This window comes from Ruegeria sp. BC6, from assembly GCF_056539185.1.
The window spans coordinates 890075-911719 of record NZ_JBQFUM010000001.1 but is presented as its reverse complement, the minus strand read 5'-3'; the positions used below and the strand labels follow the sequence as shown (position 1 = coordinate 911719).

General features: G+C 62.9%; 27 protein-coding genes. 20 read left to right on the top strand and 7 right to left on the bottom strand.

Going from position 1 to position 21645, the window contains the following annotated elements; all coding sequences use genetic code 11:
- Positions 1 to 115 precede the first annotated feature (115 nt).
- From ACR0MM_RS04515 to ACR0MM_RS04440, 16 genes are all read left to right on the top strand, one after another.
- Complete coding sequence (locus tag ACR0MM_RS04515) at positions 116 to 1288, top strand: phage portal protein (RefSeq protein ID WP_480694659.1); 1173 nt, start codon at positions 116 to 118, stop codon at positions 1286 to 1288.
- On the top strand, positions 1281 to 1505 hold the full coding sequence (locus ACR0MM_RS04510; protein ID WP_480694657.1) for a GTA head formation protein, RCAP_rcc01685 family: 225 nt from the start codon (positions 1281 to 1283) through the stop codon (positions 1503 to 1505). Before ACR0MM_RS04515 ends, ACR0MM_RS04510 begins: the two co-directional genes overlap by 8 nt.
- 26 nt (positions 1506 to 1531) lie before the next feature.
- The gene (locus ACR0MM_RS04505) at positions 1532 to 2077 is read left to right on the top strand and encodes an HK97 family phage prohead protease (RefSeq protein WP_480694655.1); all 546 of its coding nucleotides are present in this window, start codon (positions 1532 to 1534) and stop codon (positions 2075 to 2077) included.
- Between the two features lie 34 nt (positions 2078 to 2111).
- Complete coding sequence (locus ACR0MM_RS04500; protein ID WP_170449604.1) at positions 2112 to 3290, top strand: phage major capsid protein; 1179 nt, start codon at positions 2112 to 2114, stop codon at positions 3288 to 3290.
- A 177-nt stretch (positions 3291 to 3467) separates the two neighbouring features.
- Positions 3468 to 4067, top strand: a complete 600-nt coding sequence (locus ACR0MM_RS04495) for a head-tail connector protein (RefSeq protein ID WP_480694653.1) — start codon at positions 3468 to 3470, stop codon at positions 4065 to 4067.
- A complete protein-coding gene (locus tag ACR0MM_RS04490) occupies positions 4064 to 4402 on the top strand; it encodes a phage head closure protein (protein ID WP_480694651.1) in 339 nt (112 codons plus the stop codon). The genes ACR0MM_RS04495 and ACR0MM_RS04490 overlap by 4 nt, the downstream gene beginning before the upstream one ends.
- Positions 4399 to 4812 carry a DUF3168 domain-containing protein gene (locus tag ACR0MM_RS04485; protein ID WP_170455672.1) on the top strand — a complete coding sequence of 138 codons (414 nt, stop codon included), beginning with the start codon at positions 4399 to 4401 and terminating at the stop codon, positions 4810 to 4812. Before ACR0MM_RS04490 ends, ACR0MM_RS04485 begins: the two co-directional genes overlap by 4 nt.
- A 20-nt stretch (positions 4813 to 4832) precedes the next feature.
- A complete protein-coding gene (locus ACR0MM_RS04480) occupies positions 4833 to 5246 on the top strand; it encodes a phage major tail protein, TP901-1 family (RefSeq protein WP_170402432.1) in 414 nt (137 codons plus the stop codon).
- Complete coding sequence (locus tag ACR0MM_RS04475; protein ID WP_480694649.1) at positions 5246 to 5566, top strand: gene transfer agent family protein; 321 nt, start codon at positions 5246 to 5248, stop codon at positions 5564 to 5566. Before ACR0MM_RS04480 ends, ACR0MM_RS04475 begins: the two co-directional genes overlap by 1 nt.
- Entirely contained in the window at positions 5563 to 5781 is a 219-nt protein-coding gene (locus tag ACR0MM_RS04470; protein ID WP_170390416.1) for a rcc01693 family protein, read from the top strand. The genes ACR0MM_RS04475 and ACR0MM_RS04470 overlap by 4 nt, the downstream gene beginning before the upstream one ends.
- Complete coding sequence (locus ACR0MM_RS04465; RefSeq protein ID WP_005982489.1) at positions 5759 to 6421, top strand: phage tail tape measure protein; 663 nt, start codon at positions 5759 to 5761, stop codon at positions 6419 to 6421. The genes ACR0MM_RS04470 and ACR0MM_RS04465 overlap by 23 nt, the downstream gene beginning before the upstream one ends.
- A 15-nt stretch (positions 6422 to 6436) precedes the next feature.
- Positions 6437 to 7069, top strand: a complete 633-nt coding sequence (locus ACR0MM_RS04460) for a phage distal tail protein, Rcc01695 family (protein ID WP_480694647.1) — start codon at positions 6437 to 6439, stop codon at positions 7067 to 7069.
- Entirely contained in the window at positions 7069 to 7956 is an 888-nt protein-coding gene (locus ACR0MM_RS04455; RefSeq protein WP_480694645.1) for a DUF2163 domain-containing protein, read from the top strand. The genes ACR0MM_RS04460 and ACR0MM_RS04455 overlap by 1 nt, the downstream gene beginning before the upstream one ends.
- Entirely contained in the window at positions 7956 to 8399 is a 444-nt protein-coding gene (locus ACR0MM_RS04450) for a C40 family peptidase (protein ID WP_170587195.1), read from the top strand. The genes ACR0MM_RS04455 and ACR0MM_RS04450 overlap by 1 nt, the downstream gene beginning before the upstream one ends.
- On the top strand, positions 8399 to 12364 hold the full coding sequence (locus tag ACR0MM_RS04445) for a baseplate multidomain protein megatron (RefSeq protein ID WP_480694643.1): 3966 nt from the start codon (positions 8399 to 8401) through the stop codon (positions 12362 to 12364). The genes ACR0MM_RS04450 and ACR0MM_RS04445 overlap by 1 nt, the downstream gene beginning before the upstream one ends.
- 7 nt (positions 12365 to 12371) lie before the next feature.
- Positions 12372 to 12668 (top strand): DUF7742 family protein, encoded by a 297-nt coding sequence (locus tag ACR0MM_RS04440; protein ID WP_480694641.1) that lies wholly within the window; start codon positions 12372 to 12374, stop codon positions 12666 to 12668.
- Here ACR0MM_RS04440 and ACR0MM_RS04435 read toward each other — a convergent pair.
- Complete coding sequence (locus ACR0MM_RS04435; protein WP_480694639.1) at positions 12649 to 12987, bottom strand: TraR/DksA family transcriptional regulator; 339 nt, start codon at positions 12985 to 12987, stop codon at positions 12649 to 12651. The genes ACR0MM_RS04440 and ACR0MM_RS04435 overlap by 20 nt on opposite strands.
- An 86-nt stretch (positions 12988 to 13073) precedes the next feature.
- Between ACR0MM_RS04435 and cysE the strand changes: the two genes are divergently transcribed.
- Positions 13074 to 13883, top strand: coding sequence for a serine O-acetyltransferase (gene cysE / locus ACR0MM_RS04430; RefSeq protein ID WP_480694637.1), 810 nt, complete (start codon positions 13074 to 13076; stop codon positions 13881 to 13883).
- Positions 13884 to 13953: 70 nt separating this feature from the next.
- Here the strand turns inward: cysE and ACR0MM_RS04425 are convergent, their stop codons facing one another.
- Genes ACR0MM_RS04425 through pdhA form a run of 3 tightly spaced genes read right to left on the bottom strand, consistent with a single transcriptional unit; the run spans position 13954 to position 17654 of the window.
- Positions 13954 to 15261 (bottom strand): pyruvate dehydrogenase complex dihydrolipoamide acetyltransferase, encoded by a 1308-nt coding sequence (locus ACR0MM_RS04425; protein ID WP_480694635.1) that lies wholly within the window; start codon positions 15259 to 15261, stop codon positions 13954 to 13956.
- 14 nt (positions 15262 to 15275) lie between these two features.
- Positions 15276 to 16649 carry a pyruvate dehydrogenase complex E1 component subunit beta gene (locus tag ACR0MM_RS04420; protein ID WP_170363244.1) on the bottom strand — a complete coding sequence of 458 codons (1374 nt, stop codon included), beginning with the start codon at positions 16647 to 16649 and terminating at the stop codon, positions 15276 to 15278.
- A 15-nt stretch (positions 16650 to 16664) separates the two neighbouring features.
- Entirely contained in the window at positions 16665 to 17654 is a 990-nt protein-coding gene (gene pdhA, locus ACR0MM_RS04415; protein ID WP_480694633.1) for a pyruvate dehydrogenase (acetyl-transferring) E1 component subunit alpha, read from the bottom strand.
- 219 nt (positions 17655 to 17873) lie between these two features.
- Here pdhA and ACR0MM_RS04410 point away from each other — a divergent pair, with 219 nt between their 5' ends.
- The gene (locus ACR0MM_RS04410) at positions 17874 to 18356 is read left to right on the top strand and encodes a hypothetical protein (RefSeq protein ID WP_480694631.1); all 483 of its coding nucleotides are present in this window, start codon (positions 17874 to 17876) and stop codon (positions 18354 to 18356) included.
- On the opposite strand, the gene ACR0MM_RS04405 is transcribed toward ACR0MM_RS04410, so the two are convergent.
- The 3 genes from ACR0MM_RS04405 to ACR0MM_RS04395 all read right to left on the bottom strand — a co-directional run bounded on the left by ACR0MM_RS04405 (position 18353) and on the right by ACR0MM_RS04395 (position 20410).
- Complete coding sequence (locus ACR0MM_RS04405) at positions 18353 to 18652, bottom strand: FtsB family cell division protein (RefSeq protein ID WP_170338112.1); 300 nt, start codon at positions 18650 to 18652, stop codon at positions 18353 to 18355. The genes ACR0MM_RS04410 and ACR0MM_RS04405 overlap by 4 nt on opposite strands.
- A 163-nt stretch (positions 18653 to 18815) precedes the next feature.
- Positions 18816 to 19160, bottom strand: coding sequence for a lysozyme inhibitor LprI family protein (locus ACR0MM_RS04400; RefSeq protein WP_480694629.1), 345 nt, complete (start codon positions 19158 to 19160; stop codon positions 18816 to 18818).
- Positions 19161 to 19219: 59 nt separating this feature from the next.
- Positions 19220 to 20410: a phosphoglycerate kinase gene (locus tag ACR0MM_RS04395; protein WP_480694627.1), complete on the bottom strand. Its 1191-nt coding sequence runs from the start codon at positions 20408 to 20410 to the stop codon at positions 19220 to 19222.
- A gap of 134 nt (positions 20411 to 20544) precedes the next feature.
- Here ACR0MM_RS04395 and ACR0MM_RS04390 point away from each other — a divergent pair, with 134 nt between their 5' ends.
- Together ACR0MM_RS04390 and ACR0MM_RS04385 are read left to right on the top strand one after the other, a co-directional pair.
- A complete protein-coding gene (locus ACR0MM_RS04390) occupies positions 20545 to 21051 on the top strand; it encodes a peptidylprolyl isomerase (protein ID WP_093962382.1) in 507 nt (168 codons plus the stop codon).
- Complete coding sequence (locus ACR0MM_RS04385) at positions 21044 to 21589, top strand: peptidylprolyl isomerase (protein WP_480694625.1); 546 nt, start codon at positions 21044 to 21046, stop codon at positions 21587 to 21589. The genes ACR0MM_RS04390 and ACR0MM_RS04385 overlap by 8 nt, the downstream gene beginning before the upstream one ends.
- The last annotated feature ends 56 nt before the right edge of the window (positions 21590 to 21645 follow it).

Below are 21645 nucleotides of genomic sequence, written 5' to 3'. Positions count from 1 at the left end.
GATCCAAAGCTGTTGCGCAACCGCCGTACGCTCCATTCCCGAGGCTTAAAGATCTTTCCGTCATAACTCCTTTCAACAAGCCGGGCAGAGCGGCGGCAGAAAGGAGCATCTGGACATGGTATTCGATTTCTTGCGTCGTGGATCGGCTGAGAAAGCCCCCGAGGCAAAAGCAAGCGCGGCCGGGCCGGTGGTGGCCTGGCAGACCGGTGGGCGCGTGGCCTGGAGCCCGCGGGACACCGTCTCGCTGACGCGCACGGGGTTCTCGGGAAACCCGGTGGGGTTCCGGTCGGTCAAGCTGATTGCCGAGGCCGCGGCGGCGCTGCCCCTGGTTCTGCAGGACGATGCGCAGCGGTACGAGACGCACCCGGTTCTGCGCCTGATGCGCCGTCCGAACGCGGCGCAGGGCAAGGCCGAGCTGCTGGAGGCGCTGTTCGGGCAGCTGCTGCTGTCGGGCAACGCCTATGTCGAGGCGGTGCAGGACGAGGGCGGGCTGCCGGTCGAGCTGCATGTGCTGCGCTCGGACCGGATGAGCGTGGTGCCGGGGGCGGATGGCTGGCCCAGGGCTTATGACTATACCGCCGGGGGCAAGACGCACCGGTTCCCGGCTGAAGCCATCTGCCATATCAAGTCGTTCCACCCGCAGGATGACCATTATGGGTTCTCGCCCATGCAGGCGGCGGCGATGGCGATCGACGTGCACAACAGCGCCTCGCGCTGGTCGAAATCGCTGTTGGACAATGCCGCGCGGCCTTCGGGTGCGCTGGTGTGGAAGGGCGGCGACGGGCAGGGCGTGATGGCCGAAGAGCAGTTCCGCCGCCTGAGCGACGAGATCGAGGCGAACTATCGCGGGGCGCGGAATGCCGGGCGTCCGATGGTTCTGGAAGGGGGGCTGGATTGGAAGCCGATGGGCTTTTCCCCCTCGGACATGGAGTTTCAGAAGACCAAGGAAGCCGCCGCCCGCGAGATCGCGCTGGCCTTCGGTGTCCCGCCGATGCTGCTGGGGATCCAGGGTGACGCGACCTATTCGAACTATCAGGAGGCCAACCGGGCGTTCTATCGCCTGACCGTTCTGCCCCTGGTGACGCGGGTGGCGGCGGCGTTGTCGGACTGGCTGTCGGGCTTTACCGGCGAGGATCTGGTGCTGAAGCCCGATCTGGACCAGGTTCCGGCGCTGGCGGTGGAGCGTGACGCGCAATGGGCGCGGGTGGCCAACGCCGATTTCCTGACGGATGCCGAAAAGCGTGCTCTGCTGGGCCTTCCGTCGCTGGCGGAGACGGCGGATGGCTGACACGCCGGGATATCCGCCCTTTGACTGCGCGCCGGGCCTGCGTCTGGCCGCGCATGAGAGGGTGGCCGAGATCCAGCATGCGCATCTGTGCAGGCGACAGGATCAGATCGAGGAAATGATGGAACGGCTGGAGCGGCGGTTGTGGCTGACGGTCTATGGCGTGGCGGCGGTGATCCTGGCGCAGGCGTTCCAGTCTTTCCTGACGGTGGCGCCATGAATTCAGTGGCTTACGAGGAGTTGTTCATGGATTTGGAACGCAAGTTCGCGCGGTTCGGCGATGGGCTGTCGGTGACCGAAGACGCGGTGATCGAGGGCTATGCCAGCCTGTTCGGCCAGGTCGATCAGGGCCGCGACGTGGTGCAGAAAGGTGCCTATGCCGCATCGCTGGCCGGGCTGAAGGCGGCCGGTCAGCGGGTCAAGATGCTGTGGCAGCACGATCCGACCCAGCCCATCGGCGTGTGGGACGAGGTGCGCGAGGACGAGCGTGGCCTGTGGGTCAAGGGGCGGTTGCTGGAAAGCACCCAGAAGGGGCGCGAAGCGGCCGAGCTGATCCGCGCGGGCGCGCTGGACGGGCTGTCGATCGGCTATCGCACCAAGCGGGCCGTGAAGGATGACAAGGGCCGGCGGCTCTTGACGGAACTGGAGCTGTGGGAGGTGTCGCTGGTGACCTTCCCGATGCTGCCCAGTGCGCGGGTGGCGGCAAAGGGGACGGACCCCGATGCCGAGGACACCTGGCGCAGTATTGCCGAGGTGTTCCAGAGCGCCCGGCAGGAGCTGGCGCGACCCTAGCGCGCCTCAACCCCCACCCAGAAAGGAAGTGCTGATGAGCAAGACCGAGACCGCGGCCTTGACCGGAGAGGGTGTGCCCCTGGTTCAGGAGGTGAAGCAGGCGATGGCTGGCTTCGCAAGAGAATTCAAGGGCCTGAAGGCTGAAGTTCAACACAAACTGCAACAGACAGAAGAGCGACTGACCATGCTGGATCGTAAATCAACCATCGCGGCGCGCCCGCATCTTGCGGCCTCGACCCTGGAGGAGGCGCCGCACCAGAAGGCCTTTGATGCTTATGTGCGCTCGGGCGATGACGATGCCCTGCGCGGGCTGGAGATCGAGGCCAAGTCGCTGTCGACGGCCGTCAACAGCGATGGCGGCTACCTTGTCGATCCGCAGACCGCCGAGATGATCAAGTCGGTGCTGAAATCCACCGCGTCGATCCGTTCGATCGCGTCGGTCGTGAATGTCGAGGCGAATTCGTTCGACGTGCTGATCGATCATACCGATGTGGGCGCGGGCTGGGCTGCCGAGAACGCCACCGCCGCCGAGACCGGCACCCCGTCGATCGACCGCATCTCGATCCCGCTGCACGAGCTAAGCGCGCTGCCCAAGGCCTCGCAGCGGCTGCTGGATGACAGCGCATTCGACGTCGAGGGCTGGCTGGCCGGCCGTATCGCTGACAAGTTCGCCCGCGCCGAGGCGGCGGCTTTCATCAACGGTGACGGCATCGACAAGCCCAAGGGCATCCTGAGCCATCCGGCGGTGGACAATGATGTCTGGACATGGGGCAACCTGGGCTATGTGCCCACTGGTGTCGCGGGCGGCATCGACGCGGATGCGATCGTGGACGTGGTCTATGCGCTGGGCGCGCAGTACCGCGTGAACGGCACCTTCGTGATGAACTCAAAAACCGCCGGCGTGATCCGCAAGCTGAAGGATGCCGACGGCCGCTTCCTGTGGTCGGACGGCCTAGCCGCGGGTGAGCCCGCGCGCCTGATGGGCTATCCGGTGCTGATCGCCGAGGACATGCCCGATCCGGGCACCGACAGCTTCTCGATCGCCTTCGGTGACTTCTCGGCCGGCTATACCATCGCCGAGCGCCCCGACCTGCGCGTGCTGCGCGATCCGTTCAGCGCCAAGCCGCATGTCCTGTTCTATGCCACCAAGCGCGTGGGCGGCGACATCAGCGACTTTGCCGCTATCAAGCTGGTGAAATTCGGCACCGCCTAAGCGGTGACGGATCCGGGGGGCCGGTGAGCCGGTCCCTCGGGCGGCGGGCGCGGGCCGGGGTGAGATCCCCTGCGTTGTCTAGCTGCTCCCCTCCGTCCGAGCAACGTGGGGCGGCACGTGCCCGCCATTTTCCAAGGATGCGGCCCCCGGAGGGGTCCGAGATTGCGGAGTGAATGGATGATGTTGATCGAAGAAACCGCCATCGCGGATGCGGCGCTGCCGGTGGATCAGTTCAAGGCGCATCTGCGGCTGGGCACGGGATTTGCCGAGACCAGCCTGCAGGATGACGTGTTGAAGGGGTTCCTGAGGGCGGCGATGGCCGCGATCGAGGCGCGCACGGGCAAAGTGCTGATTTCACGCAGTTTCACCTGGACCCTGAGCCGGTGGCGCAACGACGCGGGCGAGGTTCTGCCGGTCGCGCCGGTGACGGGCATCGACGCGGTGACGCTGACCGACGCGCAGGGCGCCCAGCAGGTGGTGGCGCCCGGGACCTATCGCCTGGCGCGCGACAACCAGCGCCCTTGCCTGCGGCCGATGGGGGCTTGCTTGCCCGCCATTCCCACCGGTGGAGAGGTGACCATCGCGCTGACGGCTGGGATGGCGGAGGACTGGGGCGGGCTGCCGGCGGATCTGGGGCAGGCGGTGCTGCTGCTGGCGGCGCACTACTATGAGTATCGCGACGAGACCAGCCTGAGCGACGGCTGCATGCCCTTTGGCGTGACCAGCCTGATCCAGCGCTATCGCATCGTGCGCTTCGGCGCGGGGGTGATGCAATGAGCGCGCCCCGCCTGAACCGGCAGCTGGTGCTGGAGGCCCCGGTGCGGGTGGCCGACGGTGCGGGCGGCTATGCCGAGACGTGGGCGCCGCTGGGCACGCTGTGGGCCGAGGTGACCGCCCGGACCGGCACCGAGCGCGCAATCGCGAATGTGGCGGTCTCGCGCGTGAGTTACCGCATCGTGGTGCGTGGCGCGCCCGAGGGGTCGTCGATGCGCCCGGCACCCGATCAGAGGTTTCGCGAGGGCAATCGTCGCTTCGTGATCCGCGCCGTGGCCGAATACGACGCGGTCGGGCGCTATCTGACCTGTTTCGCGGATGAGGAGGTGGCGGCATGAGCTATGGCGTTTCGGCGGCGCTGCAGGCGGCGGTGTTCCAGCAACTTGTCAATGACAGGGGCATTTTGGCCCAAGTGGGCGATGCGGTTTATGACGCGGTGCCTTCGGGGACATTGCCGCAGACCTACATCACCTTGGGTCCGGAAGAGGTGCGCGAGGCCTCGGACAAGACGGGACAGGGGACTTTGCATCGGTTCACCGTATCGGTGGTCTCGGAGGCCGCCGGGTTCGGCGCGGCCAAGACTCTGGCCGGGGCCGTGTGTGACGCGCTGGACGGGGCCGCGCTGACGCTGGATCGGGGGCGGCTGGTGGGGCTGTGGTTCGAGCGGGCCTCGGCCCGGCGCACCGGGACCGGCGGCGCGATCCGGCAGATCGACCTGAGGTTCCGCGCCCGCGTGGAAGACAACTAAGCAATCAATGGAGAGAGCATATGGGTGCCCAGAACGGTAAGGACCTGCTGGTCAAGGTGGACATGAATGGCACAGGCCTGTTCCAGACCATCGCGGGGCTGCGGGCCACGCGGATCAGTTTCAACGCGGAAAGCGTGGATGTCACCTCGTTGGAGAGCCAAGGCGGCTGGCGCGAGCTGCTGTCGGGGGCGGGGGTCAAGTCGGCCTCGATTTCCGGATCGGGCGTGTTCAAGGACGCCGGCACGGATGAACGCGCGCGGCAGTTGTTCTTTGACGGCGAAACGCCCGCCTTTCAGGTGATCATCCCCGATTTCGGCATCGTCGAAGGACCGTTCCAAGTGACCGGGATCGAATATGCCGGCTCGCACAATGGCGAGGCGACCTATGAGATGAGCCTAGCCAGCGCCGGCGCCCTGACCTTTACGGCGCTGTGATGGCCAATCCGTGGGCGGGAGAAGTGGCGCTGGTGGTCGATGGCCAGCGCCGGGTGCTCAAGCTGACGTTGGGCGCGCTGGCCGAGCTGGAGCAGGAGCTGGGCGCAGGATCTCTGGTGGAACTGGTGCAGCGGTTCGAGGGCGGCGCCTATTCCAGCGGCGACCTGCTGGCGCTGATCCTGGCGGGGCTGCGCGGTGGCGGCACGGATGTGACCCGCGCCGACATGCTGCGGGCCGAGATCGAGGGCGGACCGATGGCCGCCGCGCGGGCGGCGGCCGAGCTGCTGGCGCGGGCCTTCATGGTGCCGGGTGAGTCATGAGCGGCTTTGACTGGCCCGGCTTGATGCGGGCCGGCCTGCACGGGTTGCGGCTGACGCCGGATCAGTTCTGGCGTCTGACCCCGGCCGAACTGCGGCTGATGCTGGGTCAGGGCCGCGGGATTCCGGCGATGAACCGGGCACGGCTGGACAAGTTGCTGGCCGCCTGGCCCGACAAGATACAAGGAGAGCGTGATGACGGATCGGGACGGGTTTGACGACCTGCAGGAGCGCGGCGAGGCGCTGGGCGATGCCCTGGGCGATGCCGCCACGATGGCGGCGGCCTTCGACGCCCAGATGAAGCGGATCAGCGCCGCCTTCGAGGAGACCGGCAAGGATGTCGCCACGTTGGAGCGCGGAATGTCGAGCGGGCTGCGAAAGGCCTTCGACGGCGTGGTTCTGGACGGCATGAACCTGTCGGATGCGCTGGACGTGCTGAAGAACTCGATGATCCGCACGGCCTATTCGGCGGCGATCAAGCCGGTGACGGATCACTTCGGCGGCATGCTGGCCAATACGGTCGGCGGCCTGGTGCAGGGGCTGCTGCCCTTTGCCGACGGCGGCAGTTTCGCACAGGGGCGCGTCATGCCCTTTGCCAATGGCGGCGTGGTTACTGGGCCCACCACCTTTCCGATGCGAGGTGCTACCGGGTTGATGGGCGAGGCCGGCCCCGAGGCGATCATGCCGCTGGCGCGCGGACCTGACGGCAAGTTGGGTGTGCGCAACTCGGGCGGCGGACGGGCGGTGAACGTGGTGATGAACATCACCACACCCGACGTTCAGGGCTTCCGCCGCAGCCAGGGCCAGATCGCGGCCCAGATGAGCCGCGCCCTGGGGCGCGGCAATCGCAACCGCTAGTTTAGGGAGCAGGACATGAATTTCCACGAAGTCAGATTTCCCGCCAGCCTGAGTTTCGGCTCGGTCGGTGGACCCGAGCGGCGCACGGATATTGTGACGCTGGCCAACGGGTTCGAGGAACGCAACACGCCCTGGGCACATTCGCGGCGGCGCTATGATGCCGGATTGGGGATGCGGTCGCTGGACGACATCCAGACGCTGATCGCCTTCTTCGAGGCGCGTCAGGGTCAGATGTACGGGTTCCGCTGGAAGGACTGGTCGGACTACAAGTCCTGCGCCGCATCCGCCGGGGTCGACAAGGGGGACCAGGTGATCGGGCAAGGCGACGGGGTCACGACCGAATTCCAACTGGTCAAGACCTATGCCTCAGGCGGGGTCAGCTATGTAAGGCCCATCGTCAAGCTGGTGCTGGGCACGGTCAAGGTTGGGCTGGAGCAGGATGAGGCCCGAGAAGGCGTCAATTTCGAGGTGGACCTGAATAGCGGTCTGGTCCAATTCGCGGTCCCGCCGGGCGAAGGGGTCGAGGTGACCGCAGGGTTCGAGTTCGACGTGCCGGTGCGGTTTGACACCGACAGGATCCAAGTCAGCGTGGCCAGCTTTCAGGCAGGCGACGTACCCAATGTTCCGGTGGTGGAGGTGCGGGTCTGATGAGCGGCGACAAGCAGGCATTGCTGACCCATCTTCAGTCCGGCATGACTACGGTCTGCCGCTGTTGGGCGATCACCCGAACCGATGGCATGTCCTTCGGGTTCACCGACCATGACCGCGAACTGGCCTTTGACGGGCTGGTTTTCAAGGCAAGCACCGGTCTCACAGCCTCGGCCATCGAACAGGCGACGGGCCTGTCGATCGACAATTCCGAGGCCATGGGGGCGCTGTCTGATGCGGCCGTGCGCGACGAGGATATCGAAGACGGCCGCTTTGACGGTGCCGATGTCCGAGCATGGCTGGTCAATTGGGCCGCGCCGGAACAGCGCATGTTGCAGTTCCGTGGCTCAATCGGCGAGCTGCGCCGCGCAGGGGGCGCGTTTCACGCCGAATTGCGCGGGCTGACCGATCTTCTGAATCGCCCCTTGGGGCGGATCTACCAAAAACCCTGTACGGCGGTTCTGGGTGACAAAGCCTGCGGCTTCGACAGGTTGACACCCGGCTACTGGACCGAGGCCGGGATTGCCGAGATCGACGATGGGCCGATCCTCAGACTGCAGGGGGCGGAGGCGTTTGAGGACGGCTGGTTTGAACGCGGCCGCGTCGATGTGCTGACCGGCCGCTCTCAGGGTCTTTGGGCTTCGGTGAAGACGGACCGAAGCATCAAGATCGGGCGGGAATTGAACCTTTGGACCCCTCTGGGCTCGGGACTCGCCGTCGGTGACCGTGTGCGGGTGCTGGCGGGCTGCGACAAGCGGATGGAGACCTGTCGGTTGAAATTCAACAACATCATAAATTTCCAAGGTTTTCCGGATCTGCCGAGCGAAGACTGGGTGATGGCCGTGCCGAAACAGGGCAACGCGAACAATGGAGGCAGCAGGCGGTGATGGTGAAGGCGCAGGATATCGTGGGCGAAGCGCGAGGCTGGCTGGGAACGCCCTATGTGCATCAAGCCTCGGTCAAGGGAGCGGGAACCGATTGCTTGGGATTGCTGCGCGGCGTCTGGCGATCCGTCATCGGCCACGAGCCCGAGGCGGTGCCTACCTACAGCATGGACTGGTCCGAACCGCAGGGCGAAGAGCGCATGTGGGCGGCTGCGCGGCGCAATCTGGTCGAACGTCCGCGCAACTTTCTGGCCCCCGGGTGCGTGCTGCTGTTCCGGATGCGCGATGCCGGTGTGGCCAAACACCTTGGTATCGTGAGTGAAGCCGGCGCCGTGCCACGCTTCATCCATGCCTATTCCGGACATGGCGTTGTCGAAAACGCACTGAGCGACCCCTGGCGCCGCCGGGTGGTCGCCTGTTTTGAATTTCCTTTGGAGGGCAACTGATGGCGACGATACTTTTATCTGCGGCGGGGGCTGCGCTGGGCGGGTCCATCGGTGGAACCGTTGCCGGGCTGTCAACGGCCATCGTGGGCCGAGCAGTCGGCGCGACGCTCGGGCGGGTTATCGACCAGCGATTGATGAGCCAGTCGGTCATGGGCGCCGGAAGCGAGGTGGTCGAGTCGGGCCGGCTGGACAGGTTCAGACTTACGGAAACAGGCGAGGGCGCGCCGTTGTCCGCCGTGTTCGGCCGAATGCGGGTCGGTGGGCAGGTGATCTGGGCGTCGGATTTCCTTGAGACCCGCAAGACCACGACGTCTACGCAGTCTGCTGGCGGCAAAGGAACGCCAAAACCAGCCGAAGTCACCACGACCACCCATAGCTACAGCTACTCGATATCACTGGCGATTGCTGTCGGCGTCGGAGAGATCGCGGACATCGCGCGGATATGGGCCGATGGGGAAGAGCTTGAGCGCAACAGTCTGAACATGCGGGTTTATACCGGTAGCCAGGATCAGCTGCCGGATCCATTGATCGAAACGATCGAAGGTGCCGGAACGGTTCCGGCCTATCGCGGCACTGCGTATGTTGTGATTGAAGACCTGCCGCTGGCGCAATTTGGCAATCGCGTTCCCCAGTTCTCTTTCGAGGTTGTTCGGCCTGATCAGAAATCCGCACCAGACTACGAATCCGAATTGCAACAGATTGTCCGGGCCGTGGCCCTGATGCCTGGCACCGGGGAATACACGCTGGCCAGCACGCAGGTAAACTATTCCAAAGGGTCGGGCCAAAGCTGGGCCGCCAACGTCAATTCGCCCTCGGGCGAGCCCGATCTGGTGGCCTCGGTGCGTGCCCTGAACAAAGAACTTCCGGGCTGCAAGGCTGCGTCGCTGGTGGTCTCTTGGTTCGGAGATGACTTGCGTTGCGGCGCTTGCAGCGTTCGACCCAAGGTGATCCGCGACGACGTGGACGGCGCCAACATGCCGTGGAAAGTCTCTGGGCTAAAGCGCAAATCGGCCCAGGTCGTGCAACATGTGGACGGGCGACCCGTCTATGGCGGTACCCCGGCCGATGCGTCGGTGGTTCAGGCCATTCAACACCTCAAGGGCTCCGGCAGCCGGGTAATGTTCTATCCTTTCATCCTGATGGATCAGATGCAGGGTAATGGTCTTCCAGACCCATGGTCGGATGCCGGCGATCAGCCGCATCTGCCGTGGCGCGGCCGGATCACGCTGGACGTGGCTCCAGGGCGTCCGGGGTCGTTGGACGGAACCGCAGGTGCGGACGCTCAGGTGGCAAGCTTTTTTGGTGCAGCCCAAGCCTCGGATTTCATCATCGGTAATGGCACTGTCACCTATACCGGACCGGAAGAATGGAGCATGCGCCGTTTCATTCTTCACTACGCGGCGTTGTGCAAGGCAGCAGGCGGGGTCGAGGCGTTCTGCATCGGCTCGGAAATGCGTGGCCTTACCCAGATACGCGGCGCGTCCGGGTTCGCGGCCGTCGCTCAGTTGAAGGCATTGGCGGCGGAAGCACGGCAGATACTGGGACCAGACACCAAGATAGGCTACGCCGCGGATTGGACAGAGTATTTCGGGTACCAGCCTGCCGATGGCAGCGGTGACCGATACTTCCATTTGGACCCTCTGTGGGCAGACGAAAACATCGATTTCGTCGGGATTGACAACTACATGCCGATCTCGGACTGGCGGGATGGCGACGATCATCGGGATGCGCTGGATGGTGCCCGGTCAATCTACGACCTGGATTACTTGCGCGGCAACATCGAAGGCGGTGTAGGATACGACTGGTACTATCCAACGCCCGAGGAACAGGACGCGCAGATAAGGTATCCGATCGAGGACGGTGAACATGCAGAGCCATGGGTGTGGCGATACAAAGATATCCGCAACTGGTGGTCGAACTTGCACCACGAACGGATCGGAGGAGTGCGCCAAGCTGAACCGACCGATTGGGTTCCGGGATCAAAGCCGATCTGGTTCACGGAATTGGGCTGTGCGGCCATAGACAAGGGAACGAACCAGCCCAACAAGTTTTTGGATCCGAAATCCTCGGAATCCGATCTGCCCAAATACTCGAACGGTCAACGCGACGATTTCATTCAGGTTCAGTATTTGAAGGCAGTTCTTGGATATTGGGCCGATCCGCAGATCAACCCGGTTTCGGAGATCTACGATGGTCCGATGGTGGACGTTTCGAACGCCTATGTATGGGCGTGGGACGCGCGACCTTACCCGACATTCCCGAACCTGCGTTCGCAGTGGAGCGACGGCGAAAACTACGCCCGTGGTCATTGGTTGAACGGACGTTCTGGTGCTAGGACATTGGCCTCGGTGGTGGCCGAGATTTGCCAGGCTGCAGGCGTTTCCGATTTTGATGTGTCTGCGCTGGACGGAGTTGTCCGTGGATACGTGATCGAAGATGTTTCGGACGCGCGGGCGGCCCTGCAACCGCTGATGCTGCGCTACGGATTTGATGCGATCGAGCGAGACGGTGTCCTGACATTCCGCATGAGGGCCGGGCGCCAGGCATTTGATCTGTCGCTGGATCAGGTCGCGGAAAGTCCCGAGGTCGATGGCAGGGTCCAGTACCAGCGCGAAGCCGAGGCCGAAATGGTCGGCCGCGTGCGCCTGCGCTTTGTTCAGTCGGATGCGGACCACGATGTGGTAGCGGAGGAGGCCGTGCTGCCCGATGATCGGACCCATTCTGTAGCCGTGAACGAAATGCCTCTGTCGATGACCCGCGCCGAAGGACGGCAGACGGTCGAACGGTGGCTGGCCGAGGCCCGCGTTGCGCGCAATACCGCTCGGTTCGCGCTGCCGCCGTCGCAGATGCATCTGGGCGCCGGCGACATTGTTCGACTTCCATCCTGGAATGGGGGAGCCGGTGCGCTGTATCGCATAGACAGGTTGGAACAGGCTGACACCCAGCTGGCAGATGCCGTGCGGATCGAACCCGGGGTCTATTCGCCGTCCGACATGGCGGATGATGGGTTTGTCTCCCAACCCTTTGTGGCCCCAGTCCCGGTTCTTCCGATTTTTCTGGATCTGCCACTTGTTACCGGCGCCGAAGAGCCGCACGCCCCCTATCTGGCCGTCACGGCCGATCCCTGGCAAGGCAGCGTCGCCGTCTATTCTTCGGACAGCGACGAGGGCTACGCGTTGCGCGATCTGGTGACTGGTCAGGCTGTGATCGGGTTCACCGAATCCGCCTTGCCGTCCGCGAGCGCAGGGGTATGGGATGAAGGTGCGCCGCTGCGCGTGCGCCTTGTCGATGGCGTCTTGCAATCGCGGTCGCGTGACTCACTTCTGACCGGCGCCAGCTTGGCGGCGATCGGAGACGGCACACCCGGAAATTGGGAAGTGTTTCAATTCGCGGATGCCGCCCTGCAGGAACCCGGGGTCTATGCCTTGTCTGGCCGCCTGCGCGGTCAATTGGGTACGGACGCAGTCATGCCCGAAATCTGGCCGGAGGGTTCCGTGTTCGTGTTGTTTGACGAGAGGGTTCTTCAGACCAGTCTGCTGCGGACCGAACGCCGAATTGCCCGGCACTACCGGATCGGGCCTGCAACCCGCGGATACGACGATGATTCCTATGTCCATAAGGTCGAGGCCTTTGATGGAAACGGTCTGCGCCCCTACGCGCCAGTTCATCTGAAGGTCGAAAGACAAGGGGGCGATGACCTGTTCACCTGGGTACGCCGAACCCGGATCGACGGCGACGATTGGGACGTGCTGGATGTGCCGCTGGGCGAGGAGTCCGAGACCTATTTGATCCGGATTCGGTCAGGTGGCACCCTTGTTCGGGAAGAGATCACCATGACGCCAAGTTGGACCTATTCCGCGGTAACAAAGTATTCGGACGGTGTCGCGGGCCTCTACGAGGTCGAGGTGGCGCAGGTTTCGGCCAGCTACGGGCCGGGCGCGGCCGCGCGGCTGAGTGTGGGGTAGAGGGACCATGCGCCCTGTTTTGCACGGCGATGTCAGTTCTGCGGCGCGGGTTTTGCTGACCGTGCCGCAAGCCCAGCGTGAGCGGCTCTGCGCGCGCATGATCGCCGAGGCCGAGTTGGCTGGCCGTCACGTGACCGCGACGGGTCGTTTGCATCCTGTTTACGGGAACGGAGCATTGATGGCAGCGGCACGCAGCCGCCCGCTGGCAGACGAGCCGAGTTTCAGCGACACCGAGTATTGCCGGTGTTTCGAGACGGTACTGCGCCATCTTATCCGGTTTCAACTCAACCGGCCGCGCAGCTGACGCATTTACTGGCGGCCGGGTCCAGGTCCAGCCGTCTGCGCGGAATGTCGTCACCGCAATCCTCGCAACACCCGAATTCGCCCTCGGCCATCCGGTCGAGGGCGGCTCTCAGCCGTCGGGCTTCGAGATCTCGCCGCGTTTGTTGCGCCTTGGCCATGGCCTGATTCTGCAGCGCATCCATTCGGCTGAGCCGCCCGACTGCCTGCTGGTCAAGCTCGACCACGGATTGAGCGTCCTGACCGGCGAGGGAATTGCGTTCCAATTCCTCCAGCCGTGACAGGATAAGTGTTTCAAATTCCCTGAGTTCGGACCGGTTCATTTTCTGTTGTGTTGCACATCAAGGGTTTGCGTTTGGCCTTTTTGGGCCTAGATGGCTATTCTAGGCGCAGCAGAGGATCAAAAGCCATGTTTGAAACGCGCACCCAATTAACGTCAGTTGACCCCGTCTGGGACCGGATCACGGCCGAAGCACAGGCCGCCGTCGAAAAAGAGCCTTTGATGGGCGGACTGGTGCATGCCTGTATCCTGCACCACAAGTCTCTGGAACGTGCGTTGTCCTATAGGATCTCGGCCAAGCTGTGCTCGAACGAGATGTCGATGATGGTTCTGCGTGAAATCGTCGAAGAGGCCTATGCCGATGACAAGGCGCTGATGAATGCAGCCCGCGCGGACCTGATGGCCGTGTACGAGCGCGACCCGGCCTGCCATCGTCTGCTACAGCCGATCCTGTATTTCAAAGGCTACCAGGCCATGCAAGCCTATCGCGTGGCCCACTGGCTGTGGCAGAAGGGCCGGCACGATCTGGCGTATTTCTTCCAGATGCGCAGTTCGGAGATTTTCGGGATCGACATTCACCCTGCCGCGAAGATCGGCAAGGGCATCATGATCGACCACGCGCACTCCATCGTGATCGGTGAAACTGCGGTTGTGGGCGACAACGTTTCGATGCTGCATTCGGTGACCCTGGGCGGGACCGGCAAGGAAGAAGAGGACCGCCATCCCAAAATTGAGGATGGCGTTCTGATCGGGGCCGGGGCCAAGGTTCTTGGCAACATCCGCGTGGGTCATTGCAGCCGCATCGCCGCCGGTTCGGTGGTGCTGCAGGATGTGCCCCCCTGCAAGACCGTGGCCGGCATCCCCGCCAAGATCGTGGGTGAGGCGGGATGCGACCAGCCCTCGATCTCGATGGATCACATGCTGGGCAAGGATCAGTAAGCCTGTTCTCAGGTGCGACAAAAGCCGGCTCGGGGTCCGAGGCGGCTTTTTTTGATTTTTGTGACGTGGATCAGGCCAGCATGACCATGGGGTTTTCCAGGTTGTCCACGATGGCCTGCAGGAGCTGTGCTCCAAGCGCGCCGTCGATCACCCGGTGATCGACCGACATGGTAACCGACATCACGGTCGCCACGGTCAGCTCGCCGTCCTCGCCCACGACCGGCTTCTTGGCGCCGGTGCCGACGGCCAGAATGCCCGCATGCGGCGGGTTCACGATGGCGTCGAAATTGTCGATGCCATACATGCCCAGGTTCGAGATCGCGAAGGTGCCGCCCTGGTATTCATGCGGGGCCAGCTTGCGCTCGCGCGCACGCGCGGCCAGGTCCTTCATCTCGGTCGAAAGGGCCGACAAAGATTTGGTGTCGGCGTCCTCCAGGACCGGGGTGAACAGGCCGCCTTCGATCGCTACGGCCACGGCCACGTCCGAAGGTTTCAACTGCAGAACCCGGTCGCCCGCCCATACGGCGTTGCACTCGGGCACTTGCTGCAGCGCGTTGGCGACGGCCTTGATGATGAAGTCGTTGACGCTCAGCTTCACGCCGCGGGCCTCCAACTGCTTGTTCAGCTGGCTGCGGAATTTCAGCAGCGCGTCCAGCTTGATGTCGCGGCGCAGGTAGAAATGCGGGATGGTCTGCTTGGCCTCGGCCAGACGGGCGGCGATGGTCTTGCGCATGCCGTCCAGCTTGACCACCTCGTACTCGCGGCCTTCGTACATGCGGGCCACCATGTCGGCCGAGGGGCCTGCAGGAGCAGCGGCAGGGGCCGGCGCCGCGCTTGCCGAAGCAGCCGGTGCCGGTGCCGGAGCGGTTGCGCCTTCGACATCCGCTTTGACGATGCGGCCATGCGGGCCCGAACCCTTGATCTGTGCGAGATCCAGACCTTTCTGAGCGGCAATGCGACGGGCCAGCGGAGAGGCAAAGATGCGACCGCCATCGGCCTTGGTCGGAGCCGCCGGAGCCGGGGCAGCGGCGGGCGCTTCGGATACCGCAGGGGCGGCAGCCTCGTTGCCCTCGTCGGCTGCGGGCGCAGCCTCGGGTGCCTTGGTCGGGGCCGCGGCGATGTCATCGGCGCTTTCGCCTTCTTCCAGCAGCACGGCGATGGGGGTGTTCACCTTGACCCCCTCCGTGCCTTCAGGAACCAGGATCTTGCCAACGATACCTTCATCGACGGCTTCGAACTCCATCGTGGCCTTGTCGGTTTCGATCTCGGCCAGCAGGTCGCCGGAGGAGACAGTGTCGCCTTCCTTGACCAGCCATTTGGCAAGCGTGCCTTCCTCCATGGTCGGCGAAAGGGCGGGCATCAGAATTTCGGTGGGCATCTGTCAGTCGCTCCTTACCGATAGGTCACTTGTTTGACGGCGGCGATCACCTCGTCGGTGGTAATCAGCGCCAGCTTTTCCAGGTTCGCCGCATAGGGCATGGGCACGTCCTTGCCGGTCAGCGTGATGACGGGCGCGTCCAGATAGTCGAACGCTTCCTGCATGACCACGGAGCTGATGTAGCTGCCGACCGAGCCTTGCGGCCAGCCTTCTTCCACTGTGACCAGACGGTTGGTTTTCATCACCGAGTTGATGATCGCACCGGTGTCCATCGGGCGGATGGTGCGCAGGTCGATCACCTCGGCGCTGATGCCATCCTCAGCCAGCTTGTCGGCGGCTTCCAATGCGTATTGCATACCGATCCCAAAGCTGACGATGGTCACATCGGTGCCTTCGCGCCAGATGCGGGCCTTGCCCAGCGGCACGGTCAGATCATCGACCTGCGGCACGTCGAACGACCGACCATAAAGGATTTCGTTTTCCAGGAACACGACCGGGTTGGGATCGCGGATGGCAGATTTCAGCAGGCCTTTGGCATCGGCTGCCGAATAGGGCATCACGACCTTCAGGCCCGGGATCTGCATGTACCAGGCGGCATAGTCCTGAGAGTGCTGGGCCGCCACGCGCGCGGCGGCGCCGTTGGGGCCGCGGAACACGATCGGACAGCCCATCTGACCGCCGGACATATACAGCGTCTTGGCGGCAGAGTTGATGATCTGGTCGATCGCCTGCATGGCGAAGTTGAATGTCATGAACTCGACGATCGGCTTCAGGCCGCCAAAGGCGGAACCCACGGCAATGCCGGTAAAGCCATGCTCGGTGATTGGCGTGTCGATCACGCGTTTTGCGCCGAATTCGTCCAGCAGGCCTTGGCTCACCTTGTAGGCGCCTTGGTATTCACCGACTTCTTCGCCCATCAGGTAGACGTCTTCGTCCGAGCGCATTTCCTCGGCCATAGCGTCGCGCAGAGCCTCACGGACCGTCATCGATTTCATCTCGGCATCTGCTGGCCAGTCCGGCGACAGGTCCACGGTTGGCGCGGCCGGTGCAGCAGGGGCAGGAGCGGGGGCCTCAACCGCCGCCGGGGCGGCTTCGGCCTCCGCTGCGGCTGCGGGGGCAGCCGCGGTCACGGCCGATGCGTCTTCTCCCTCTTCCACCAGGATCGCGATCGGCGTGTTGACCTTCACGCCTTCGGTGCCCTCGGCAATCAGGATTTTGCCGACGATGCCTTCATCGACGGCTTCGAACTCCATCGTGGCCTTGTCGGTTTCGATCTCGGCCAGAATGTCGCCAGAGCTTACGGTGTCGCCTTCCTTGACCAGCCACTTGGCCAGTGTGCCTTCCTCCATGGTCGGCGAAAGGGCGGGCATGAGAATTTCGGTTGCCATGTCTTATTCGTCCTCTCAGGCGTAAATGTCGGTCCAGAGCTCGTCCAGCGACGGCTCGGGGCTTTCCTTGGCGAACTCGGCGGCCTGGTTGACGACCTCCTTGATTTCCTTGTCGATCGCCTTCAGGTCATCCTCGGTGGCGTGCTTGCCGGTCAGCAGCAGCTCGCGCACGTGTTCGATCGGGTCGCTCTGCTCGCGCACCTTCTGCACCTCTTCGCGGGTGCGGTACTTGGCGGGATCCGACATCGAGTGTCCGCGGTAACGGTAGGTCTTGACCTCGAGGATGTAAGGGCCCTTCCCAGACCGGCAGTGCGCCACGGCCTTTTCGCCGGCCTCTTTCACTGCCAGCACGTCCATTCCGTTGACGATTTCGCCCGGGATGCCGAACGCCTCACCGCGGTGATAGATGTCCTTGGTCGAGGTTGAGCGCGATTGCGCCGTGCCCATCGCGTACTGGTTGTTCTCGATCACGAAGACCACCGGCAATTGCCAAATGGCCGCCATGTTGAAGGTTTCATAGACTTGACCCTGGTTCGCTGCACCGTCACCGAAATAGGTAAAGGTCACGCGGCCGTTGTCTTTGTACTTGTCTGCAAAGGCAAGGCCCGCACCCAGCGGAACCTGTGCGCCGACGATTCCATGGCCACCGTAGAAATGCTTTTCTTTTGAGAACATGTGCATCGAGCCGCCCTTGCCCTTGGACAAGCCGCCTTCGCGTCCGGTCAATTCAGCCATGACGCCGCCCGGATCCATGCCGCAGGCCAGCATATGGCCGTGGTCGCGGTAGGAGGTGATGCGCTTGTCGCCATCCTCGGCCGCAGCTTCGAGCCCCACGACGACGGCTTCCTGACCGATGTAAAGGTGGCAAAAACCGCCGATCAGACCCATGCCGTATAGTTGACCTGCCTTTTCCTCGAATCGGCGGATCAACAGCATCTCGCGGTAGTAGGTTTTGAGTTCTTCCGCAGAAACATTTGGTTTCTTTGTGGTTTTTCGCGCAGCCATCGTGGCGACCTCTCCCTTCCGGCAAGATAGTTTAGCGTTAAACTATCTCATAAAGCATTTCGCGCTTTCTGGCGAGCGGAAATGTGACGCAGCGTCCTGGACGGGGTGGGGGTATCTGTTTCTACCCGAAATCCGGCAGGTTTACGCCTTTCAGATAAGCAGATAACAGACCGAGCCAAGGGCGAAGTCCATGCTCGCTACCCTCACAGTGGCATCGGCGTGGCCAATCGGTATCTGTCCGATATTGCGGAGGGCTGCAGCAGCACTTGCGTTGAGAGAAATCCCTGGGACAAGGCTGTCTCAGCGTTCTATTTCTGGATACATCAGCGCGGAACACAGATAAACGACGCAAACGCACTGTTCCTGAGCTTTTGCCGGACTCGCCTGAAGTTCTTCTCTGACTTCCATCTTTATTCTGAGGGCGGGGAGATCGCGGTTGATCGGGTGTTGCGATACGAAAGCCTGGACTGCGATCTGGCGCAGGTGCTCGATGACTTCGGCCTTGGCGATGTCAGTCTCGGCGACAAGCGTTTGAATTCCGGCATTCGGAAATCAAAGCAGTTCGATGTTTTCTACGGTGAAAACTGGGACGGCGAAGCCGTGGACCTGGTGGCTGACCTGTTCCGACGGGAAATCGACGCTTTCGGGTATCAGTTGCCAACTGCAGAGGAACCCGGGGCGGTCGGGCAAACAGCTAGTTAGCGGATGACGATTTCATCAGCCCGGATCATTCCCAAAACGGTTCGGGCCTGCTGATCCAGCAGGTCGAGGTCCAGGTAGGTGTCTGAAAGGCGCCGGGTCAGGTTTTCCATCCGAGCGATGTCGGCGTTCAACGCCGCAAGGTCGCGTGACAGAGCGTCCCGTTCCGCTGAAATCTCGATCCGTCGGAACAGGCCGTAGTCGCCCTGAACGGCAGCAAAGGTGAAATAGACACCCAGCATGAAGGCCACCGAGAAGAATGCGACTGCGCCCAGACCGGGCCGATTGGAACGGGACACTCTGTTGACCGCCGTATGAATACTGCCTCAAAAACGTGCCCTTTGCGGGCATCTGTCGGCACTATGTCACAGGTGATTCGGGTTGTGAATCCCCCGATTCGCACTTTTTGCAATTCGACGAAAAAAGTGATGCTCGAAGAGCCATAACCGCGTAGGTATCCGCTCAACGCAAAGCGGACAGTTCCTGATTTCGATTCAGGGTCTGTTCTTCCATGCAAGACCAATAGAACATTTGCGCGGCACTGCCATCGCTTTTGAGTTCGGGGTCACAAGTTGCATCCCTGCGTTTCAACCAAGCGCGCTGTTCGTTCAACAAAGCCTCGCCGTTTCCGCGCCTGTCCGCCGCTGATTTGATCTCTTTCCAGAGGCGGTTCAGTTCTTTGTCAGCGATTTCCCATTTCTCTTCGGCACAGAAAGTGGCGTCGATCTGAGTTTGCCCGGCACAATGGGACTGCGCGCCAGAAACACTGGGCAAGAGGATAACAGCAAAGGTGGCAACGGCTTTCATGGCCCATCTCCCGGTCTGTAGGAGAATACCACGAATGCCGATCGCCAACTAGAATTGGGTTATTGGGCCAGCGCTGCCACACCGGGCAGGGTTTTGCCTTCCATCCATTCCAGGAACGCACCGCCGGCGGTCGAGATGTAGGTGAAGTCCTGCGCGGCGCCCGACGCGTTGAGGGCTGCAACCGTATCGCCGCCACCGGCGACCGACACAAGTTTGCCCGCCCGCGTCAGTTCTGCGGCTTTCAATGCAGCGGCATTTGTCGCCGCGTCGAAGGGTTCCAGTTCGAATGCCCCCAATGGGCCGTTCCAGATCAGGGTCTTGCTCTGTTCGAAGATGGTGCAGATTGCGGCGACGCTGTCCGGCCCGGCGTCCAGGATCATCGAACCTGCGGGACACTTGTTCGCTGGGACGACCTTGTGTGGGGCGTGTGCTTCGAATTTCTCGGCAACGACAACATCGCTGGGCAGCACGATCCGGCAGCCTGCCTTGTCTGCTTTTGCCATGATTTCGGCTGCGGTATCGGTCATCGCGTGCTCGGCCAACGATTTACCAACGTCCAGCCTTTTGGCCAGCAGAAAGGTGTTGGCCATGCCGCCTCCGATGATCAGGTTGTCGACCTTCTCGATCAGGTTGCCCAGCAGATCCAGCTTGGTTGATACCTTGGCCCCACCGACCACGGCGGTCACCGGACGCTGAGGGTTGCCCAGAGCGGCTTCGAGTGCGCTGAGCTCTGCCTGCATCAGACGCCCGGCGCAGGAGGGCAGAAGGCGCGCCAGTGCCTCGGTCGAACTGTGCGCCCGATGAGCCGCCGAGAAAGCGTCGTTGCAGTAGATGTCTCCCATTTTGGCCATACCTTCGGCCAAGGTTATGCTGTTCTGGGTCTCTTCGGCGTGAAAGCGGGTGTTTTCCAGCAGCAAGACCTCGCCGTCACCCTGGTTTGCGGCAGCGATTTCAGCCTCGTATCCGACGCAATCCTCTCCGAAACGGACCTTGGTTCCAAAGGCGGCTTCCAGCGCGGGCACCAGCTGTTTCAGCGACAGGTTCTGTCGACGCTCACCGCCGGGCCGGCCGAAATGGGCCAGCAGGATGGGTTTGCCGCCAGCGGCCAGAATGTCGCGCACCGTGGGCACGATCCGCTGGATCCGCGTGTCATCGGTCACGGCGCCATCCAGAATCGGGACGTTGATGTCTACGCGCACAAGAACGCGTTTGCCCTGCAAATCCATGTCGTCCAGAGTTTTCCAGCCCATCGTGTCATCCTCGCCGTTGTCACCACGCGTAAGCGGTTCTTTTCCTGCATTTTGCCCTCAGGTCAATGCGTCACTTGGCTTTCGCGCGTCCGGCGCATAGGTATTTGCGCAAATCAATTCCACAGGAGGGCCCCATGGCCGAGATCAAGGATCCCGAAAACACCATCATCATCGAGCTGAAGGACGGTAACGTCGTCATCGAACTGCTGCCGGACGTGGCGCCTCAGCACAGCGAGCGCATGAAGGAACTGGCGCGCGCGGGCGAGTATGACAACGTGGCCTTTCACCGGGTGATCGACGGCTTCATGGCGCAGACCGGCGACGTGCAGCACGGCGACATGGAAGACGGCTTCAACATCCGCATGGCAGGCACTGGCGGGTCGTCCTTGCCGAACCTTCCGGCCGAGTTTTCCAAGTTGCCGCATGACCGGGGCACCCTAGGAGCCGCTCGTTCGGCCAACCCGAACTCGGCCAACTCGCAGTTCTTCATCAACTTCAAGGACAACCATTTCCTGAACGGCCAATACACCGTCTATGGCCGCGTGATCGAGGGGATGGAGCATGTCGACGCCATCACCCGCGGCGAGCCGCCCGCGAACCCCGACCGCATGATCAGCGTCAAGGTGGCCGCCGATGTATAAGCTGGCCGCCGTTTTTACCTTGTTGGCCAGCCCCGCGCTGGCCGCAGGCCTGCAGATCGAAGTCGAGGGCGAGGCCAACGGCACGATCACCATCGACCTGTTCGAAGACGTCGCGCCCAAGCATGTCGAGCAGATCACCGCTCTGGCCGCCGAAGGCAAGTATGACGGGGTGGTGTTCCACCGTGTGATCGAGGGGTTCATGGCACAGACCGGGGACGTGGAATACGGTAAACTGGGCAGCGACATGCGTCGCGCCGGTACGGGCGGTTCAAGCCGTCCGGACCTGCCTGCCGAGTTTTCCGAAGTTCCGTACGAGCGCGGCATCGTCGGAATGGCTCGCGCCAGCAATCCAAACAGCGCAAATTCGCAGTTCTTCATCATGTTCGATCCGGCCCCGACCCTGAATGGCCAGTACACGGTGGTGGGCAAGGTGACCGACGGCATGGACGTGGTTGATGCGATCAAACGCGGCACAGGCCCGAACGGCGCTGTGGTCGGCCAACCGGACGTCATGACCAAGGTGACCGTCACCGAATGATCCCTAGACCCGGCGCGGATTGCGCGCCGGGTTGTCCGCGCACGGCGCTTCACGTC

Coding starts and splice junctions, on each gene's coding strand:
- ACR0MM_RS04515 (WP_480694659.1), top strand. CDS start 116: ATGGTATTCGATTTCTTGCGTCGTGGATCGGCTGAGAAAGCCCCCGAG.
- ACR0MM_RS04510 (WP_480694657.1), top strand. CDS start 1,281: ATGGCTGACACGCCGGGATATCCGCCCTTTGACTGCGCGCCGGGCCTG.
- ACR0MM_RS04505 (WP_480694655.1), top strand. CDS start 1,532: ATGGATTTGGAACGCAAGTTCGCGCGGTTCGGCGATGGGCTGTCGGTG.
- ACR0MM_RS04500 (WP_170449604.1), top strand. CDS start 2,112: ATGAGCAAGACCGAGACCGCGGCCTTGACCGGAGAGGGTGTGCCCCTG.
- ACR0MM_RS04495 (WP_480694653.1), top strand. CDS start 3,468: ATGATGTTGATCGAAGAAACCGCCATCGCGGATGCGGCGCTGCCGGTG.
- ACR0MM_RS04490 (WP_480694651.1), top strand. CDS start 4,064: ATGAGCGCGCCCCGCCTGAACCGGCAGCTGGTGCTGGAGGCCCCGGTG.
- ACR0MM_RS04485 (WP_170455672.1), top strand. CDS start 4,399: ATGAGCTATGGCGTTTCGGCGGCGCTGCAGGCGGCGGTGTTCCAGCAA.
- ACR0MM_RS04480 (WP_170402432.1), top strand. CDS start 4,833: ATGGGTGCCCAGAACGGTAAGGACCTGCTGGTCAAGGTGGACATGAAT.
- ACR0MM_RS04475 (WP_480694649.1), top strand. CDS start 5,246: ATGGCCAATCCGTGGGCGGGAGAAGTGGCGCTGGTGGTCGATGGCCAG.
- ACR0MM_RS04470 (WP_170390416.1), top strand. CDS start 5,563: ATGAGCGGCTTTGACTGGCCCGGCTTGATGCGGGCCGGCCTGCACGGG.
- ACR0MM_RS04465 (WP_005982489.1), top strand. CDS start 5,759: ATGACGGATCGGGACGGGTTTGACGACCTGCAGGAGCGCGGCGAGGCG.
- ACR0MM_RS04460 (WP_480694647.1), top strand. CDS start 6,437: ATGAATTTCCACGAAGTCAGATTTCCCGCCAGCCTGAGTTTCGGCTCG.
- ACR0MM_RS04455 (WP_480694645.1), top strand. CDS start 7,069: ATGAGCGGCGACAAGCAGGCATTGCTGACCCATCTTCAGTCCGGCATG.
- ACR0MM_RS04450 (WP_170587195.1), top strand. CDS start 7,956: ATGGTGAAGGCGCAGGATATCGTGGGCGAAGCGCGAGGCTGGCTGGGA.
- ACR0MM_RS04445 (WP_480694643.1), top strand. CDS start 8,399: ATGGCGACGATACTTTTATCTGCGGCGGGGGCTGCGCTGGGCGGGTCC.
- ACR0MM_RS04440 (WP_480694641.1), top strand. CDS start 12,372: ATGCGCCCTGTTTTGCACGGCGATGTCAGTTCTGCGGCGCGGGTTTTG.
- ACR0MM_RS04435 (WP_480694639.1), bottom strand. CDS start 12,987: ATGAACCGGTCCGAACTCAGGGAATTTGAAACACTTATCCTGTCACGG.
- cysE (WP_480694637.1), top strand. CDS start 13,074: ATGTTTGAAACGCGCACCCAATTAACGTCAGTTGACCCCGTCTGGGAC.
- ACR0MM_RS04425 (WP_480694635.1), bottom strand. CDS start 15,261: ATGCCCACCGAAATTCTGATGCCCGCCCTTTCGCCGACCATGGAGGAA.
- ACR0MM_RS04420 (WP_170363244.1), bottom strand. CDS start 16,649: ATGGCAACCGAAATTCTCATGCCCGCCCTTTCGCCGACCATGGAGGAA.
- pdhA (WP_480694633.1), bottom strand. CDS start 17,654: ATGGCTGCGCGAAAAACCACAAAGAAACCAAATGTTTCTGCGGAAGAA.
- ACR0MM_RS04400 (WP_480694629.1), bottom strand. CDS start 19,160: ATGAAAGCCGTTGCCACCTTTGCTGTTATCCTCTTGCCCAGTGTTTCT.
- ACR0MM_RS04395 (WP_480694627.1), bottom strand. CDS start 20,410: ATGGGCTGGAAAACTCTGGACGACATGGATTTGCAGGGCAAACGCGTT.
- ACR0MM_RS04390 (WP_093962382.1), top strand. CDS start 20,545: ATGGCCGAGATCAAGGATCCCGAAAACACCATCATCATCGAGCTGAAG.
- ACR0MM_RS04385 (WP_480694625.1), top strand. CDS start 21,044: ATGTATAAGCTGGCCGCCGTTTTTACCTTGTTGGCCAGCCCCGCGCTG.